Annotated in this window: 16 protein-coding genes; 9 read left to right on the top strand and 7 right to left on the bottom strand. The window is 55.7% G+C overall.

Annotated features, from left to right (window positions below):
• From VM163_06245 to kbl, 6 genes are all read right to left on the bottom strand, one after another.
• Positions 1–434: polyribonucleotide nucleotidyltransferase (locus tag VM163_06245; GenBank protein ID HUT03474.1), on the bottom strand; the 434-nt coding region annotated here is incomplete at its 3' end.
• A gap of 47 nt (positions 435–481) precedes the next feature.
• Entirely contained in the window at positions 482–751 is a 270-nt protein-coding gene (gene rpsO / locus VM163_06250; GenBank protein ID HUT03475.1) for a 30S ribosomal protein S15, read from the bottom strand.
• Between the two features lie 35 nt (positions 752–786).
• The gene (locus tag VM163_06255) at positions 787–2,028 is read right to left on the bottom strand and encodes a glycosyltransferase family 4 protein (protein HUT03476.1); all 1,242 of its coding nucleotides are present in this window, start codon (positions 2,026–2,028) and stop codon (positions 787–789) included.
• Complete coding sequence (locus VM163_06260; GenBank protein HUT03477.1) at positions 2,025–3,305, bottom strand: glycosyltransferase; 1,281 nt, start codon at positions 3,303–3,305, stop codon at positions 2,025–2,027. The genes VM163_06255 and VM163_06260 overlap by 4 nt, the downstream gene beginning before the upstream one ends.
• Before the next feature lie 148 nt (positions 3,306–3,453).
• The gene (locus VM163_06265) at positions 3,454–4,338 is read right to left on the bottom strand and encodes a glycine--tRNA ligase subunit alpha (protein HUT03478.1); all 885 of its coding nucleotides are present in this window, start codon (positions 4,336–4,338) and stop codon (positions 3,454–3,456) included.
• A gap of 78 nt (positions 4,339–4,416) precedes the next feature.
• A complete protein-coding gene (kbl, locus tag VM163_06270; protein ID HUT03479.1) occupies positions 4,417–5,604 on the bottom strand; it encodes a glycine C-acetyltransferase in 1,188 nt (395 codons plus the stop codon).
• A gap of 315 nt (positions 5,605–5,919) precedes the next feature.
• Here kbl and VM163_06275 point away from each other — a divergent pair, with 315 nt between their 5' ends.
• Positions 5,920–6,693, top strand: coding sequence for a DUF3887 domain-containing protein (locus VM163_06275; protein ID HUT03480.1), 774 nt, complete (start codon positions 5,920–5,922; stop codon positions 6,691–6,693).
• A gap of 50 nt (positions 6,694–6,743) precedes the next feature.
• Here the strand turns inward: VM163_06275 and VM163_06280 are convergent, their stop codons facing one another.
• Positions 6,744–8,786 (bottom strand): peptidoglycan DD-metalloendopeptidase family protein, encoded by a 2,043-nt coding sequence (locus tag VM163_06280; protein ID HUT03481.1) that lies wholly within the window; start codon positions 8,784–8,786, stop codon positions 6,744–6,746.
• 629 nt (positions 8,787–9,415) lie between these two features.
• On the opposite strand from VM163_06280, the gene VM163_06285 reads away from it, so the two are divergent.
• The 8 genes from VM163_06285 (at position 9,416) to VM163_06320 (ending at position 18,178) form a co-directional block, all read left to right on the top strand.
• Positions 9,416–10,930 carry a hypothetical protein gene (locus VM163_06285; protein ID HUT03482.1) on the top strand — a complete coding sequence of 505 codons (1,515 nt, stop codon included), beginning with the start codon at positions 9,416–9,418 and terminating at the stop codon, positions 10,928–10,930.
• A 300-nt stretch (positions 10,931–11,230) separates the two neighbouring features.
• Entirely contained in the window at positions 11,231–11,500 is a 270-nt protein-coding gene (gene fliQ / locus VM163_06290) for a flagellar biosynthesis protein FliQ (GenBank protein ID HUT03483.1), read from the top strand.
• A gap of 103 nt (positions 11,501–11,603) precedes the next feature.
• Positions 11,604–12,386: a flagellar biosynthetic protein FliR gene (locus VM163_06295; protein ID HUT03484.1), complete on the top strand. Its 783-nt coding sequence runs from the start codon at positions 11,604–11,606 to the stop codon at positions 12,384–12,386.
• A gap of 3 nt (positions 12,387–12,389) precedes the next feature.
• Positions 12,390–13,499: a flagellar biosynthesis protein FlhB gene (gene flhB / locus VM163_06300; protein HUT03485.1), complete on the top strand. Its 1,110-nt coding sequence runs from the start codon at positions 12,390–12,392 to the stop codon at positions 13,497–13,499.
• Positions 13,500–13,542: 43 nt separating this feature from the next.
• Complete coding sequence (flhA, locus tag VM163_06305; protein HUT03486.1) at positions 13,543–15,624, top strand: flagellar biosynthesis protein FlhA; 2,082 nt, start codon at positions 13,543–13,545, stop codon at positions 15,622–15,624.
• Between the two features lie 12 nt (positions 15,625–15,636).
• Complete coding sequence (gene flhF / locus VM163_06310; GenBank protein ID HUT03487.1) at positions 15,637–16,866, top strand: flagellar biosynthesis protein FlhF; 1,230 nt, start codon at positions 15,637–15,639, stop codon at positions 16,864–16,866.
• Positions 16,863–17,801: a MinD/ParA family protein gene (locus VM163_06315; GenBank protein HUT03488.1), complete on the top strand. Its 939-nt coding sequence runs from the start codon at positions 16,863–16,865 to the stop codon at positions 17,799–17,801. The genes flhF and VM163_06315 overlap by 4 nt, the downstream gene beginning before the upstream one ends.
• Positions 17,798–18,178: a hypothetical protein gene (locus VM163_06320; protein HUT03489.1), complete on the top strand. Its 381-nt coding sequence runs from the start codon at positions 17,798–17,800 to the stop codon at positions 18,176–18,178. Before VM163_06315 ends, VM163_06320 begins: the two co-directional genes overlap by 4 nt.
• Positions 18,179–18,184: the final 6 nt, after the last annotated feature.

Below are 18,184 nucleotides of genomic sequence, written 5' to 3' on the forward strand. Positions count from 1 at the left end.
CCCTTGAACGGAATATCGGACACCATGAGCGCTGCCGACGCCGCGTTGATCGCCATCACGTCCGTGTCGTTCTCAATGTCCGCCGATAGGACAAAGGCAATCACTTGCGTCTCGAAGTGATAATGGTCGGGAAACAGCGGCCTGAGCGGCCTGTCAATGAGGCGCGATGTCAATATCTCTTTCTCGTGAGGTCTGCCCTCTCGTTTATAGAACCCGCCCGGTATCTTGCCCGCCGCGTATGTCTTCTCGATGTAATCGACCACCAAGGGCAGAAAATCCGCCCCCTCTCGAGGCTTCTTGTCGGATACCGCCGTCGCGAGAACCACCGACTCCCCATAGACGGCTAACGCCGCACCGTCCGCTTGCCTGGCATATTTGCCTGTCTCAAATGATAAAAGTCTTCCGCCGATCTCTACGTGTGTTTTGTGGAACATATCCCTTTCCAATTTTGGAGCATGGAATTGATGTGGAGCACCAGATGCTACTTACGAAGGCCAAGCTTCTCGATAAGCTCACGATACTTGACAACATCCTGCGCCTTCAGGTAATTGAGATGTCTCCGTCTGGCGCCGACGAGCTTCAATAGCCCGCGCCTCGAATGATGGTCCTTCTTGTGCTCCTGGAAATGCCCAGTTAGCTGTTCGATGCGGCGCGTTAAAATCGCCACCTGCACCTCAGGAGAACCTGTGTCCCTATCGTGGAGCCTGAACTCTCGTATTACTGCTCGTTTGCTTTCCCTGTCCAGAACCATGCTGTGTTGCTCTAACCTATAATTGTTAATCTTTCCTATTCTTTCTCACTGCCACTTTCGTGCAACTTTAGACCCTTGTCAAGATATTTCGCCAGAAACGCCGGAGGCCGCCTACGTGCAGGGCCAACTGTAACCCCCCTCGAGAACGCCCTGACCATGTTTTGTGCGGTCGAATCCCAATTGTAAACATCCTCAGCTCGCCGACGTGCCAAGACCGAAAGCTCGGCCCGCAACTCGTCAGCCGCCAGCAGCTTTGATACGCCCTGGGCTACCGCATCAGCGCTGTCCGGCTCCACCACAATCCCTGCGTCCCCGACCATTCTACGAACATCTCCCACGTCGCTAGCAATAATGGGCCGCCCCGCGGCCAGATACTCTACTATCTTGAGCGGACTCTTGCAAACAGTTGTCTCGTTCCGAGCAAACGTGGCCACTACCACGTCCGCTGCCGCCAAGTACTCGGGAACCTCCTCATGAGGCACGTAATTGCTAAACCGAAGCCTTGAACCCAGGCCCAAAGCCCTCGCCGCAGACCTCAACATGCCAAGACGCTCGCCGCCGCCGACAAACATGAAATAAGCATCCGGCCGCAGCTTGTTCGCAACTTGGGCAGCTCTTAGAAAAAGGTCTCCGTAGCTAGCTCCCTGCAACTGCCCCATGTATAACACTAAAGGCCCATCGATTCCATATTGTCTTTTGATACGCTCGCCTCGCTCATCGGGATTGAACCGATCGAGCCTCGCTCCGACCGGCGCATCGAAGATGTTCTCTTGGGGCACGCCAAGTTTGACTGCTTTGTCTCGTAACGCCTGACTAGAAACAGTTATGGTGCTACAAAGCCTCGGCAGCACTCGCTCCAGCGCATAAACCAAGGCCCCAAACGTCTCTGTCGGCAGATACTCCTTCACTATCGAGGTCTCGTTGTCATCCCAGTCATAGCAAACTGGCTTGCCTAGAATCCACGCACAAACAATGGAGACAATCGAACAGGGAGGGAGGCACTTCTGAAACTGAATGATGTCGGCATCCCTTCCGATGCTAATCAACCTCCTCAGGTTCTCCAGCGTCTCGAATCTACTCCTGACCCCGGCAACGACTCTCACGCCCTCCGATACCGAGACCCGCGTCCTCGGAAACTTCCGATCTGCCACACGAAGAGGCCAGTAGAACAAAGTCACCTCGTGCCCCATCCTCGAAAGCGCCGCCGCCAGCTCAACAGGCCGGGTCGCAGACGGAACGTAATAGATGTCTTGAGGATTGGCCATTACTACTCTCACTGTAGCGCCTCAAGAATCCCTTTTAGCATCTGCTCCGACATCTGCTCCCACGAACGCCTCTTGGCGACATCTATGTATGTCTGTGCACTGAACTGCCCGCTGCCTCTCATCCGAAGTATGGCCTCCGCCTTCGTGATGAACTCGTCAGCATCGTCGGCCACCCAAACCAGGCTCTCGTAGAACCGAAGCACGTCCGGGATGCGCGTGGTTATTACGGGTTTACCCGCTGCGAAATACTCTAAGAGCTTCACAGGGCTGATTTTCTTGGTCGCCTCAGTAACCTTATACGGCATCATACAGATGTCGAAGAACGCCAGATACGCTGGAAGAGACCTATACGCCTTAAGGCCCAAGTAGTGGATGTTTCCAAAATCTCTGCGCCCCGAGTAGCTGCGCTGAAATGGCCCAAGCAAGACGAAAGTCCATCCCGGCCGGCGCCTGGCCACGCTCTCGATCAGAGCCGAGTCGATGCGCTCGTTCAAACTGCCGAAGTAACCTAATACCGGCCCCCGTGACGTGGGGAAGTCATGCGGCTGCTCCGGACTGCGCCTGGCGACAGCATTGAACAGCTCGAAATCGACGCCACAAGGTATGTATTCCACATTGTCGTGAAGCCCACTCATTCTCTCGGACAGCGAGTAGGTTCCGGTTGAGACGAACGCCGCTGCCTCAAGCACTTTCGTCTCCCTCTTGACCGCACCTTTCGGAGCGATCGAGAACTCGACGAACTCGTCCATGACGTCGTAGATCACCTCGCGATATGGCATGGCCCGGACGAGCCGATCGTTGAACGGAAAGTTGAGCCATAAGACGGGCTTCGCCATCCGCAGCTTGATCACTGCCTCTCTCAGATACGAGACCCAGAGCAGGCGGTTCATGGCCCGGATGAGCGCGACCTTGTTCTCGCCCGGCAGGAGAAGCGGGGCGAAGACGGTCAGGCTTCCGGTTACCTGCTTGATCCTACGTTCAAGCCAAAGCCGCGACTCGCCCACGATGTGGTGCACGGGCACGGGAGAGAGAAAACAGACCTCGAACTTGCTCGAAAGGCGCGATGCGAAGTGCTGTGGGCGCTGCCACACGTCGTACCATTGAAGGATTGAGGCCAATATGAACTGAGGCGGCGCCTTATCGTTCGGGTTGCTCCTGCGGACAAAGAGCCGAACACGCACGGCATCGATCGGACACATGAACAATAGGTGCAAAAGCGGCCTGACCGACAGAACGAGCATTGAAAGCACCCCACGCAGGCCAAGCGTCCGCCTAACATTATCCTGCAACTGGTCTAATCCCCGGTTTCGATAGCCTAATAGTCTCTTCAAAAGCACCGTTAGTATCTTGACTGCGTAGCATTAGGTCAAGCACCTGAACACGCCAGTAGTGCTAGATGTATTGAAGGTCAGGCGCCATTCAGACGTGTCCGACGGGTCAGACTGGTCGGGCCGACCCGGCGCTGGGTCTGACCTGCTCTCCAGCAACCCTCTGGCAATACATGGTGGCGCAAGCTTTGGCCATCTTCCTGACGCGGGCGATGTATGCGACTCTCTCCGCGACGGAGATAGCGGACCTTGCGTCCAAAATGTTAAAGAAATGCGAGCAGGCAATGCAGAAATCGTAAGCCGGCTGTTCCAGCTTCCGCTCGAGCAGGTTGAGGCATTCGGACTCGAACAGGTCAAAGAGGCGCCTCATGGAATCGACGTTGGCCTCCTCAAAGCTGAACTTCGAGAACTGGACCTCGCGCTCGTGGTATATGTCTCCGTATTTGACATCGTTGCCCCAGTCAAGATCATACACGCTTCTTGCGCCCTGAACCGAGTTGCATATCCGCTCCATGCCGTATGTAATCTCGACGGAGACGGGGTCGAGCTCTACCCCTCCCAACTGCTGAAAGTATGTGAACTGCGTGATCTCCTGCCCGTCAAGCCAGACCTGCCACCCGACGCCAGCCGCACCAAGCGTGGGCGACTCCCAGTCGTCATGCACGAGCCGGACGTCGTGGTTTTGGGGCGCAAGGCCAAGCGCCCGGAGGCTGTTTAGGTATATGTCCTGGATGTTCTCCGGCGGCGGCTTGATGATCACCTGGAACTGAAAGTAGTGGCCGAGCCGGTTGGGATTTTCCCCGTATCTGCCGTCAGTTGGCCTTCTGCAAGGCTGGACGTAACCAATCCTCGCCGGTTTCGGGCCCAGAACCGAGAAGAACGTCGCCGGGCAGAATGTGCCAGCGCCCAGCTGCATGTCGTAAGGCTGAACGATTACGCAGCCATTTTTTGCCCAGAAGCGCTGAAGCGCGAAGATTGAGTCTTGGAAGTTCAAGCGATCACCAGTTAGAAAAAGGGCGGCGAGCCCACCGTTGATGTGAACCAACCGCCCCTCATTTCGCCACTTGTGAGATTAAACTACGCCGTATTTCTTGCCGACCTGAGTGAAGGCGTCTATCGCTTTGTCGATCTGCTCCCTCGTGTGGGCGGCGGATAACTGGACACGTATTCTCGCCAGACCCTTCGCCACAACGGGATAGAAGAACCCAATCACGTAGATACCGAGAGCGAGCAGGTCACGCGACATATCCTGCGACAGCTTCGCGTCCCCGAGCATGATCGGCACGATCGGGTGATCGCCCGGCTTGATGTCGAACCCGGCCGCGGTCATCTTCTCGCGGAAGTAGATAGTGCTCTCCTCAAGTATGTCGCGGAGCTTGGTCGTGCGGCTGAGCATCTTGAACACCTCGTTCTCGGTGTAGGCAATGGTAGGCGCCAGCGAATTGGAGAACAGATACGGCCTTGAACGTTGCCTGAGATACTCGACGATCTCCTTCCGGGCCGCTGTAAAGCCACCGCTTGCGCCGCCCAGCGCCTTGCCCAGGGTGCTCGTGATGATGTCAACGCGATCGAGGACGCCGCGATACTCCGGCGACCCGCGCCCGGTCTTGCCAACGAAACCGGTGGCGTGAGCATCATCCAGCATCACCAACGCGTCATACTTCTCAGCCAGGTCGCAGATGCCGTCCAGTGGAGCAATGTCGCCGTCCATGCTGAATACGCCATCAGTAGAGACCATCCGAACCCTCGCGCCTTGCGCCTCTTTGAGCTTCGCCTCCAGGTCGTTCATATCCATGTGCTTGAAAATGTAGCGCTTCGCCTTGCACAGCCTGATCCCATCGATGATGCTGGCGTGGTTAAGCGCGTCCGTGATAATCGCACAATCGTCGTTCAGCAAACACTCAAAAAGGCCTCCGTTGGCGTCAAAGCAGGACGAATAAAGGATCGTGTCATCCTTCCTAAGAAACTTCGAGATCGTCGCCTCGAGCTCCTTGTGTATGTCCTGTGTGCCGCAGATGAACCTTACGGACGACAACCCATACGCATACTTGTCAAGCCCATCCTTGGCGTGTTTCACCACCTCGGGGCTGTTGCAGAGCCCAAGATAGTTGTTGGCGCAGAAGTTGATTACCTTCTTGCCGCCCTTCACCGTGATGGCCGAATACTGGGCCGAGGTGATGATCCTCTCCTCTTTGTAAAGGCCCGCACTCTTGATCTCGTCCAGCTCCTTCCGAAGCTGGTCTCTAAACGCTCCGAACATGCCAATTCCTCCATTCGAGAACAACAATAAACAGAGCTACTTTTCTCTTATATCACGCAATCCTAATGAAGCGTTAGCCCAGCTGTCAAGGACACAATTGACCCCACGTTCGACCCGATTGTGGCTAGTCTGGCGCCTCGCCTAGCTACGCTGCAAAGGCTCCTCGCCTCACCATTCTTGGGGAGTCCCCGGCACTCGCCAAACTCACGGGTTCCTTGCTTGTTGGCAATCCTGAAGTTGTGCATTGGCACTTCATACGAGATACTTATGCCGATCAGTCTTCGAGTCAGACCACAACGAAGGGAGACAATAGTTATGATGAGACGCGCTCTTGTTGCAGTGTCATTGATTCTGTTGTGCATAACCATCTCTTGCCGGGACGAGGAAAGGCCAATTCCGCCGCCGGCTGACCTTACGCAGCTGGCGCTGCAATTCGTTAATTCGATGGCGGCAGGTGCTTTCGGTGAAGCGGTTGTGGGTTTCACGAGCGAAATGAAGGAGGCGCTGCCGGCGAAGGAGCTTGCGGACACCTGGGCGTCGATCACCTCGGCAAACGGCCGCCTTCGCGGTCTTGCCGGCGTTCGAGCGGCGGAATGCGGGAGGTTCATCTGTGTCTTCGTCAAGTGTGAGTTTAAGCTGGCGAAGCTCGACGCCAAGGTGGTCTTCGATCGGAATAAGAGCATATCCGGACTGTGGTTCGTGAGGCCAGACCCGACCAAAAACTACGAACCGGTCGCCCAAACAACGCCTAAACCTGCCGAAGAGCAGCGGGTTGACACCGAGACCACCAAGGAGCTGGTCCACCTCGCCAAAGGCTTCGTTGAGCAGATGTCGGGCAAGGATTACGATGCCGCGGTGGCGTGCTTCGACGAGCGGCTCAGGGCTGCATTGACGGCAAAAGAGCTCAAGAAGACCTGGGAGAAGATGCTCTCGGCGCACGGCCGTTTCATCGGGCAGATCAAGACCCGCACAGAGAAGTCTGGCGAGTTCGACATAGTCTATGTAACGGTCCAGTTCAAAAAATCGATACTCGACGTCAAGGTCGTTTTCAACCAAGACCGCAGAGTCTCTGGCCTGTGGTTTGAGTAACTGGCGAGGGCGCAACACGCGGCGCCTCTTCAGGATTGCTCCGTGGGCACCTACGGGAGCGGAGGCCCTCCGTGAAGCGTTACGTCGAGCGGCTTGGCGGGATTGCCGGCCTTGTCGGACGCCCTTATCGACAGCTTGTGAGCGCCGCGGGCGCGACTCAGGTTGAACTTGCCTTTGAGCAGCTTCCGGTCGGGGTCGTATTCAGCGTCGATCTCGACACCATCGATCGTGGCGACGACCGCCCTGTAATCGATGCCCGAGCCAACGTCGGTTATTCTCGCCACCAGGCGGTTGCCCCTTCTCCCAAGCCGAGCGCCCGGCTTCGGCTCCAAGAGCTCGATCTTGGGCCCCGCCCTATCGACAAGCAGCCCGAAGGTCGAGAGGTATCGCACGCCGTAGCCGACTGAGCTATCGCCCTTGCGAGCGTTGCCTCGATATTTCCACTTCGAGGTTTTGTTGTTGTACTCGTAGAGTCCGCATCGGACGACGTCCTCCTGAGGCATCTGCCCGGGGCACTCAAACGAGACGAATACCTCTTTGTCGAGCGGGATGCCCTCTGGGACGACCTTTCGGACGAGCTGCGAAACGATGGGCACACCGGGCAACTCCTTGGCCGGGACAGAGATAACCTTGAAGACCTGGTCTGAGTAGAGCGCATCGGCAGGGAGCTCAACCCTCAGCCCATTCATCTCCAGGACGCCGCCGGCCTTCGGCACGATCTGGACGGCCGAATCGAGCGTCCTCGGCGCGATTGCGTTGCCCTGTGTGGCTGAGCTGATCGAGATGGTAATTGGCCCACGAAGTCGCCCGTCCACGGGGATGTTCGCTGACAGCCATCCCAGGCAGCGCTCGACAGGCTTCAGCCGGAGCCTCTGGCCAGAGGCAGCGTTCGCCGTCAACAAAACGGCTCGAGGAACGTCCGAGGTCGCGGCCTTCGGAATGGGGACCCAGACCTCAGCGAAGTCATCCCAAACCTGAACCAACGGCGCTTGTTTGCTGTGCTCTTTTATCAGGAACGCCTCCTGTGGCCTGGTCTGCCGAGGCTGTTGACGTGCAGACTTGACCTGTGCCGTTGCCGTGGAACAGTTGGCCGCGTCGTCCCACGCCTTGACAGTGAGGGTGTGCAGCCCCGGCTCGCTAGAGAGGTCGAGTATTCCGCGGTCCTTGCATGTGATGGTCCACGGGTCTGCGACCCCATATCTGTTGTGCAGATTATAGACGTAGCTTGACGGCGGGAAGTAAGCGTATTTGTGGTCAAAAACGAGGCCACCTCGGTAGAAGCTCGAGCCGTAGTCCAGCTTGTCGAAACACATCGAATAGACAAGTTCATTGTCGAGCCATAGTGCAATCTTATGCACTCCGCAGTGGTTGTCGGCGTCGATTGTGTCGAACGCGTTGGCGAGGACGAGGAACTTTCCTGACACCCTGGGCGCCTTGCTGCTGCGATAGCCGCCATTGGCATCCTTGAGCCATATCACGAGATCGCCGTGCCGGCCTTCAGCGAGCGAATCGGGGCCGAGCGGGCGAATGATTAACCTCTTGATGACAGGGGCGCTATTGTCCTTCTGTTTGAAGATGGAAAGCGGGTTAATCGGCTCGGTCTCGCCGCGACGGAGCTCGAAGTGAAGATGAGGCAGCCCGTAGCCAGTTTCGCCGGAATAGCCGATCGACTGCCCTTTCCTGACCCGCACTGAGATGAAGATGTCGCCAGGGTATCTCTCCCCGCTCTCCTTCCTTTTTGCGGACACGATGTTCTCGAGGCCGAGGCGCCGGTTCTCGAACTCATCAAGGTGCCCATAGACCGAGACCAGCCCGTCGGGGTGGCGAATATAAAGCGCCTTCCCAAAGCCGCGATACCTCACAGAAAGGCGATAGATGACTCCATCTGCGATCGCCCGAACGCTGAGCCCGGTAACCATGGCCGTCTTCAGGTCGAGGCCAGTGTGCAGCCTTGCCGCGCGATACTCGCCGAATACGCTGCTCAGCCCCAAACGTTTCGTCAGCGGCCAGACATACTTGCCGTTGGCCCTGGCGCAGGGCGAGAGAAGCGCAAATGTGAGAAGCCCTGCGAAGAAGAGTGAGATGGCTCTCAATTGTGATGTCTCCCCGAATCCACCGGGCAAAATCTCAGAAGACATCTGCCCTTAGAATCACGCCGGCTAGTCTATTTGGCAAATCTCACGACCCCCAGATTTATTCTTAATGATCGAGTGCACGGGCTCCAAGTTTCCCCGGTGCGCCGACCGGCAAGGGTTGGCGTCGGCGAAGCGCCCAGTACAAATTATGGGTTCGGCGCCCCCAAATCACATAACATCGCGCATGTTCTGTCAAGCAGATTCTGCTTTCCCAATAATCACATTGAGAGGCGCTCGACTAGTTTCCGGTTGGATTGCGGCGGCTTGGCCTTGCCGACATAGGAAAGGGTCCACAGATTCCACAGATTAAAATGGCGCATACTCCAACCGAACAGACGGCCTACGAAAAACACGAAGGGACGCCAAGTCTCTGCCACGAGGTTTGTCACCAAGCGCGTCGCCTCAACATAGTTCTTCTGGGGTATGGTTGCTACCAGGAGTTTCCCCAATGTCGAATACTCCGCCTGACGGTGAGGAGAAACTCCGCGTGGAAAGCTGTTGACATTGCCTCTCTAGTGTCTAACCTAATCTGGACCGCATAGCTGAGGGCAATGTAACACAGTTGGGAGCCCCCTCAAAGTCGGATTATGAAGACCTTATTCTCTGGCTTGATGAAGTCAAAAACCAGCCGACCGCTGCTGTGGCTGGCTATCATCTTTGTGTTTATCCAGGTGATATTCCATCTGTTGGGAATGCGTTTCAGTGACGCACTTCCTTACGGCGCATCACAGTTCTTAGATACTGAGCTTCTGAGGCACAGGCTGCTTGAGAGCGTGTTTTACATGCACAGTCAGCCACCTCTGTTCAATTTGTTCTTGGGACTCGCCCTGAAGCTATCCTCTGGGTACCCCAGGCTCGCATTTCACGCCATTTACGCGATCTGTGGTCTGATTCTTTACTGCTCTCTCTTCACTCTGCAGGTGAGGCTGGGAGTAGGGAAATGGCTTGCGTTCGTTCTGAGTACAATGTTCATCGTCAGTCCGACGAACCTTATGCATCAGAATGACTTCAATTATCCTCTAATCCTCGCGTTGTTGCTACTGATCTCCGCGTTATTGCTGGACAGATTCCTTGTAGAGAAGAACGTCCGAACGGCCGTTGCCTTCTTCTTCTGTTTGTTTCTACTGTCAGGCATTCGGTCCCTGTATCATCTGTCCTACTTTGTTCTAATACTTGTTGTCTTGCTCGCGCTCAACTGGGCCGACCGGAGAAAGCTTCTGCTTGCGGCCGCGTTGCCGGGCCTTCTGATTGTGGCTCTTCACGTCAAGAACCTGATTCTATTCAATGTGTTCGCGACTAGCTCATGGCTGGGAATGAACGCTTGGGCCGTTGTGGCCGATTATGTCCCACCGAGCGAGCGGGAACAGCTTGTGCGGGAGGGCACGCTCTCTGAATTGGCGCTTATCACAAGGTTCTCGCCTGTAAATTGTTATCCTGAGAAATACCGGAAGACTACCGATTATAGGCACATCCCAGTGTTGACGCAGACCGAGAAATCCAGCGGCGCAGCAAACTACAATCACCTTGCCTACGTGGGGATCTCAAAACAGTACTTCAAGGACTACTTGACTCTGTCGCGACAGCGCCCCAGGGCTTTGCTTAAGGGACTGACAAGGTCCTGCCTGCATTATCTCTCCCCGTGTGGGATTATGTTTCCTATGGAAGCAGAGTATAACAGAATGCGGGATTATACTAATGCGTTCCAGGTGGTGTTCTATGCCAGAATACCCGCTGACATGTCAAGGACAGGCATACGTCCGTTTGGCGTTGTCCCACAGTATCGCGTGCATCTCTTTTTGTTTCTGGGGCTTCCCATTCTGTTTATCGGTGGACTAGCCCTTTCGCTGAGAAAGAGCTCGGCTCGGTTTCCGATTGATAGAAGACAACGGATTGTGATACTATTCTTATGCCTTAACATAGCGTACGTAGCATTTGTTGGCAATGCGTTTGAATCAGGAGAACAGGCTCGCTTCAGATTCCAGACAGACCCGTTCTACGTTGTCCTGTTAGGCCTTCTGATACAGTCTCTTCTGATACCTCGCCTAACCAGGGTGCTGCACAGAATGCGCCCAGATAGTCCGACCCAAGTCCCGAGCCTATGAGTGGATGGCCCGTTTATTTGCGTGGCAATTCCCGGGTCACTAGAGAGCGCTGCCGCCTGTATTCCACAAGTTGAATTGAGGCATCGAGTTACTCTGGACAGTGCGTTCCCTTTGCGGGGAGTTGCAGATTGCTGTCGCAAGGCCAAGCCGCCGATCCAGTTTGCCCAACACAGCAAAACCTCCATCACTGGTTATCCTGCGTCCGTCAGACCGCGAACCTTGACTTTCGTGCATGCTGCTGCGAACATAAAGTTGCTAGGCTTGTGCTGCTGACATAGTTTGCTTACTTGGGAGAGAGTCATGACGCTGACTTTTATTACTGGGTTCGCTTATAAGGCGATTAAGACTGCCCTTTTGGTCGCGCTGCCTCTTCTGTCTGCGGGGCTTTTGGTAGGCGTTTTGGTCTCGATTTTTCAGGCAGTAACCTCGATACAGGATATGAGCCTGACGTTCATCCCCAAGATAATCGCGGTAATGGTCACGCTCTTGTTCGTGCTGCCCTGGATCATGGGAACTCTGATCTCATTTACGACCGAGCTGTTCACAAACTTCCCCGTTTATGTCAGGTAGAGTTCAAGAGTATGGCCGCCTGAGCGATTGTTGCAGGGCAAGATCAAATCTATAACTGGCATGGATGAGCTTATGGCGGTTTGGCCGGAGATGACCTGAGCGAATGGAGCTTCTTGGTTTCAGCCTGAGGGAAGTCCAGATTTTCTTTCTGGTGCTGTTCCGAACGGCGGGCGTAATCGCTGTGGCGCCGGTCTTGGGAGGGGCGACCGTTCACCGGTCGGTGAAGATCGGGCTTTCGATACTGATTGCCCTGCTTCTGTTCCCTGTTGTTCCTGTTGGTTCGGTGGTGGTGCCGAAGGGTCTTATTTGGCTTTCGATTGGTTTCGTGGGAGAGCTTGCGGTTGGTATTGTGCTTGGCTTCGTTGCGCGAGCTGCTCTCACGGCGGTAGAGTTAGGGGCAGAGGTGGTTGCAACGCAGATGGGTTTGACGATGGCGAGGGTTTTTGATCCGCAATCCGGGTCGCAGATATCCGTGATCACGCTCTTTCAGAACCTGCTCGCGGTGCTCATCTTCGTTACTATCAATGCGCATCACTGGGTGCTTGAGGGGCTGGCGGAGAGTTTTCAGGTGGTGCGCCCGTTCGCCGTTGTTGTGCCGAGAAACGTGGGCCTGATGGGCGTCAACATCATGCAGGGGCTGTTCGTTGCTGCGATGAAGATTGCGGCGCCTGGGATGGTCATTCTCCTGATGGTTACGATTCTGATGGGGGTGATCGCAAGGACAGTGCCGCAGATCAACATCCTCATCGTTGGGTTTCCCCTGAAGATCGGAGTTGGCCTGCTCGTTGTAGGAGTCTCAATGATTTATTTCGCGGACGAGGTCGTCAAGCTCCTCGACATAATGCATGCCGATCTCGCGGCGGCGCTCTCGTTGTTTGGGGGGTAGATTTTGTCCACTCCAAAGGACGAAAAGACTGAGGAAGCAACTCCTAGGCGTCTGAAAAAGGCGAAGGAGAAGGGTCAGGTTGCGAGGAGCAAAGAGCTTGCCTCTGCTCTCGTTCTCGGCGGTGCGCTCATGTATTTCTGGGCGATGGGCAGCAGCTTTCTCTCAGTGGTTTTGGGGAATATCAAGTCCGGCCTTCTGTCGGCGGCAACGCCGGGCGAGTTCACGCTCTCGACCATGCAGTTGCTCTCAAGAGGTGTGGTCTTGGCATTCGCCAAAGCCGTTCTGCCCTTCATGTTCTGCATTGTTGTAATCGTGACGCTTGCGAATCTCGCTCAGGGCGGGTTCATCTTGACCACTAAGCCCCTCGAGCCAAAGCTCACGAGGCTTAACCCGATAAGCGGCCTGAAGAGGGTGTTTGGCTCCATAAAAGCGCTCGCCGAAACAGCCACGAGCTCGCTGAAAATCATCATCGTAGCGCTGATCGGCTACATAACAATCAAGCCAGAGCTCTCCAGAATCCCTGGCGTCTTTAACCAGTCCGTGCCGGGCATAGTCATCTACTTCGGCCAGCTTGCATTCACGCTTCTGTTTCGCATCTTCATATTCCTGATGATCCTCGCTATCTTCGACTTCTTCTACCGCAAGCACGAACACAAGAAAAGCCTCAAGATGACAAAGAAAGAGGTCAAGGATGAGTTCAAGGAGACCGAAGGCGACCCGCTGATCAAGAGGCGCATCAGGCAGAAGCAATACGAGATGGCGCGACGCCGAATGATTAGCGATGTGCCCAAGGCGGACGTTGTGATTACTAACCCAACGAGGATCGCGGTCGCGCTCAGCTACGTGGGGGCGGGCGTGCCGGCGCCGGTTCTGGTCGCCAAGGGTGCAGGCGCTATTGCGAGAAGGATTATATCAATTGCGGCGGAGCATGACGTCCCGGTCGTGGAGAATAAGCCTTTGGCACAGGTCCTGTTCAATAGTGTCGAGATTGGCGAGGTCATCCCTGAATCTCTTTACAAGGCTGTCGCAGAGGTGCTTGCTTACGTTTATAGGCTGAAAAACAGGACCAAAGAAGCGCTCGGCGGAGCACAGGCCGCTGCACGCGCCTCATAAACGGCGTGAGACGAGGAGTTCAGATTAGGAGCAAAAGGGCGTCTTGCAGTTCTTAGAATCGCTGATTGGCAGATACTACACCACAATCGTTAAGAGGCACAGCCACCTGGTCTTGCCGCTTGGCGTCATAATTGGGCTCATCGTTATCATTATTCCGCTGCCGACTCCAATTATGGACCTGCTGATCACGCTCAATATCACCCTTTCGATCACGATTCTGCTCGTGTCGATGTACGTCGAGAATCCAACCAGTTTCTCGGTCTTTCCGTCGATCCTTTTGCTGTCATCCTTCTTTCGCCTGTCGCTGAACATCGCCTCGACGAGGCTGATTCTCACTCACGGGGACACAGGGGAGGCTGCGGCTGGCCAGGTCATAAAGGCCTTTGGTCAGTTTGTTGCTCAGGGTGGCTTTCAGGTCGGGATAGTCCTGTTTCTTATCATAATTGCAGTCCAGTTCGTCGTGATCAACCACGGCGCGGTGAGGACCTCTGAGGTTACGGCCAGGTTCACGCTCGACGCGTTGCCCGGCAAGCAGATGAGCATCGATGCAGACCTTTCAGCCGGCATCATCGATGAGAAGGAGGCCAAGACGCGGAGGCAGGAGCTGGTGCAAGAATCGGAGTTTTACGGCGCCATGGACGGCGCCATTCGGTTCACGGCCAGGGACGCTCTGGCGTCGCTTCTGATCACCCTCACCGACATCATTGCGGGGCTGATCATCGGGGTGGCGTTCAAGGGGAAGGCGATTGGCTGGGCTGCTCAGAACTATACTATTCTGACGGTGGGCGACGGCCTGGTCAGTGCGATCCCGGCGCTGTTCATCTCGCTTGCAGGCGGCATAATATCGACTAGGGCCTCCGCCAAGTCCAATCTAGGCGAGGAGATCACGAGCCAGATTCTGTATGACCACAGACCCTGGGCTATTTCCTCTGCTACGCTTCTGGGCTTCTCTCTAGTTCCTGGCCTGCCAGGCATCCCGTTCGCCACGTTTGGCCTCTTGGCAGGAGCTCTGGCCTATATCACATACAAGCAGAAATCGCTCGAGGCAAATCGCATCGAAAAGAGGCCGCCCGAGGCAAAACCACCTGAACGCATCGAGACGCTCATGCGACTGGACCCGCTGGAGCTCGAGGTCGGATACGGGCTGATCCGCCTGGTTGACGAATCTCAGGGAGGCGATCTCTTGTCCCGGATCAAGGCCATTCGCAGGCAGTTTGCGCTGGAACTGGGCCTGATCGTGCCTCCGGTCAGGATCAGGGACAACCTGGAGCTCGGCCCGAACGAATACAAGATACTTCTGAGGGGGAGCGGGGTTGGCGGGTCGAAGGTGCTTCTCGAGCACTATCTGGCTATGAACCCGGGCAACGTGGTTGAGGAGGTTGAGGGGATGGATACCATCGAGCCGACGTTCGGACTTCCAGCGCTTTGGATATCGGAGGAGCAGCGAGAGCGTGCGCTTTTGGCGGGTTATACGGTGGTTGATCCTTCCACCATTATCGCGACGCACATCTCTGAGATAATCAAGACGCACGCGGACGAGCTTTTGACTCGCCAAGACGTTCAGAACATGCTCGATCAGGTCTCCGAGACGCATCCCAAGCTGGTCGAGGAGCTGGGCGCGAGCAACATGGGGCTAGGTCTTCTATCGAAAGTTCTCAAGGGGCTTTTGAGTGAGCGGGTCTCGATTCGCGACAGGGTCTCCATTCTTGAGGCCGTGGCCGACGCAATCACCATGACGAGAGACCCTGTCATGATCGTAGAGCTTGTGAGGATGAAGCTTGGCAGAATGATCTGCATGCAATATCGCACGCCCGAGGGTGAATTGCTCGTATTTGCCGTGTCACCGGATGTGGAGCAGCTAATAAGCAACTCCGTCCAGACGACCGACCAGAGGTCTTACCTTGCGCTCGAGCCGACTATGGCTGAGCAGCTTGTTGGGAAGGTTCGCGCGACCATCGAATCTGTCCAGAGCGAATCCATTCCTGTCGTGTTGTGTTCGGCGAGCATCAGGCGACACCTGCGGTATCTTATTGAGCGTTTCATACCTAATGTTGTAGTGTTATCCCACAACGAGATACCTAACGATCTCAAGATACAATCTCTTGGTGTTATCTCTTTGCAGTAGGGGAGCAAGAACTTGCGCGTCAGGCGATATGAGGCAGAGAACATGGCCACCGCACTCAGGAACATCCGTGAGGACCTCGGGCCAAACGCCTTCGTTCTCTCGACCCGGCGCATCAAGAAAAAGGACAAGTTCGGGCAATTGAGGACGCTTATCGAGGTGAGCGCAGCCTCCGACGTTGTCGAGGTTAAGGCTACGAAGCCCAACATGGAGCCGGCTGCATCGGACCGCAAGGGTGATATGATCGCCTCGCTACAGAGTCAGGTCGATCAGCTGAAGACCGAGCTTATCTCTTTCAGGACGAAGCAGCCGAACGGGTCTCTCGAGTCGATGAGAGAGGATCTATCGGAGATGAGAGATCTGGTTGAGTTGGCAACGGACCAGTGGGCCGATGAGACTGTCAAGAATTACGGCCCCATCCTTAGCGCGCTCTTTCGCCGGCTGACGCGTTCCGATATTGACCGCAGGTTGGCCGCACAAGTGATAGCGATCGCATCAAGGGAGCTCGCCAACTGCTCGGCAATTGGCGAGAAAGAATCGCTGAAGGTTCTCTTCGATGTAATGAAGCGCCAGATGTTGACATCGGGGCCGATCGAGCTGATGGAATCAGGACCAAAAACCGTCTTGCTAGTCGGCCCAACTGGAGTCGGTAAGACAACCACGCTCGCCAAGATCGCCGCCCGGTACTCGATGTTTGAGAAGAAGAAGGTCGGCCTGTTGACCATAGACACCTTCAGAATCGGGGCAGTCGAGCAGCTGAGGACCTATGCGAACATCCTCGAGCTGCCGCTCAAAGTTGCCAACACGCCGGAGCAGATGCAGAAGTTCATAGGGGAATACAGGGACATGGACCTCGTGCTCGTTGACACTGGCGGCAGGAGCCAGAAGGACAGGGTCAAGATGGCAGAGCTGGTAAACTTCGTCGGCGGCCGAGACGATATATATTGTGAGTTGCATCTTCTTTTGAGCTGCGCCACGAAGAATCGTGATTTGGTAGAGATAACCCGAGAGTTTGGGAAGCTTGCGATCGATTACGTGCTGTTTACCAAGCTCGATGAGTGCAACACCTTCGGTGGGATATTCAACGAGGTCTTGTGGACGCACAAGCCCGTGAGCTACCTCACGACGGGGCAGAATGTCCCTGACGATATTGAGGTGGCCGATGCGGGTCGAACAGTGGAGTTGGTCTTGATGAACAGCCTCACCAAGAGGCAGACCCGCTCCGTACGCAAGGGCAACGGATGATGAGCGATCAGGCCTTGAGATTGCGGCAGATGGTGGCCCACGAACGCCGCAAGTCTGCGCTTGACAGTGGCTCCGAACTTGGGCCCCTTGCCAAGCTGGCTCTGCAAGAGAGCTCGCGTCGTGCCAGAGCAAGAGTGGTGGCAATAACGAGCGGAAAGGGCGGGGTTGGCAAGACTGTCATTACAGCGAATCTTGCCCTGTCATTCGCTATGGATGGCAAGCGAGTGATGCTGCTCGACGCGGACTTTGGGTTGGCGAACCTCGACGTTGTTCTGGGGGTTCGCGCCGAGCAAGACATTCGGGACGTGGTTTCGGGCAAGTCGAGCATTGCAGATGTGATTGTTGAGGGCCCGGAGGGGCTGAGGCTGATCCCGGCCGGCTCTGGAATACGCTCCCTGGCGAACCTCACTCAGTCTCAAGTAACAAGCCTTCTAGACGAGGTTTTAGGCTATGACGAGCACGCTGATATGTTCTTCATCGACACGGCGGCCGGCATTGCAGCCGGGGTCGCCGGCATCCTCCTGTCGGCGGACGAGATTATCATTGTGGCCCAGCCCGAACCGACCGCGGTCCTTGACGCATACGCAGTCATAAAGACGCTCGTCGCCGACCGACCTGATGCGGATATATATATTGTAGCCAACTGTGTCGCCTCTGACCAGCAAGGCTTGACGGTTTTCAACAACCTTCAGAACGTTTCGGAGAGATTCTTGAGCAAGAATCTGATTTACGCCGGCTCGATTCCGCTCGATGCGCGACTCAAGGACGCTGTCAAGATGCGCAGGCCCAGTCTGACTGAGTTTCCCAACTCTCCTTTCAGCATCGCGATACGAAAGTTGGCCAGGACACTCGATCGAGTGGATAATGGAGACAATCGGCTCAGTGGCGGTATCTCGGGCTTCTTCAGCCGCATGATCGGCACAGGCGCATCGTGAAAGATTCTCAGGTCAACGGCCCCGTAACTGGCTCCGAGAAGCGCGCAGTGAAGCCGGATGCAAAGGGACCGGTTAAGCTGGCTCAGGGCAAGATGGGTGCGCTTCTTTCGGCTGTCGCCGGGGCCATCGTGCTGGCGTTCTCAGTATCACAGCAAATGGACCTCATTGATACTGTGCGCTCTTTGGCAACGTCAGTGCTCGTCTTCTGGTTTCTGGGATGGTCCTGCGCTTTTGCCATAAACTGGCATCTTCGGACCGCCCACAAGCGGCAATTGGTCAATGAGCGTGAGAAAGAGGCCGAAGAGAAGAAGGCCGGGGACAAACAGGCCGCATCGCCCAATACGACTGTTGACCAGAACCAAGCCTCTCCTGCATAGTATTGG

Source organism: bacterium, assembly GCA_035527515.1.
In the GTDB taxonomy this organism is placed as follows: domain Bacteria; phylum B130-G9; class B130-G9; order B130-G9; family B130-G9; genus B130-G9.

Bases quoted from the DNA above. Each gene is read 5' to 3' on its own strand.
- rpsO (HUT03475.1), bottom strand. From the start codon at position 751: ATGGTTCTGGACAGGGAAAGCAAACGAGCAGTAATACGAGAGTTCAGG.
- kbl (HUT03479.1), bottom strand. From the start codon at position 5,604: ATGTTCGGAGCGTTTAGAGACCAGCTTCGGAAGGAGCTGGACGAGATC.
- VM163_06275 (HUT03480.1), top strand. From the start codon at position 5,920: ATGATGAGACGCGCTCTTGTTGCAGTGTCATTGATTCTGTTGTGCATA.
- VM163_06285 (HUT03482.1), top strand. From the start codon at position 9,416: ATGAAGACCTTATTCTCTGGCTTGATGAAGTCAAAAACCAGCCGACCG.
- fliQ (HUT03483.1), top strand. From the start codon at position 11,231: ATGACGCTGACTTTTATTACTGGGTTCGCTTATAAGGCGATTAAGACT.
- VM163_06295 (HUT03484.1), top strand. From the start codon at position 11,604: ATGGAGCTTCTTGGTTTCAGCCTGAGGGAAGTCCAGATTTTCTTTCTG.
- VM163_06315 (HUT03488.1), top strand. From the start codon at position 16,863: ATGATGAGCGATCAGGCCTTGAGATTGCGGCAGATGGTGGCCCACGAA.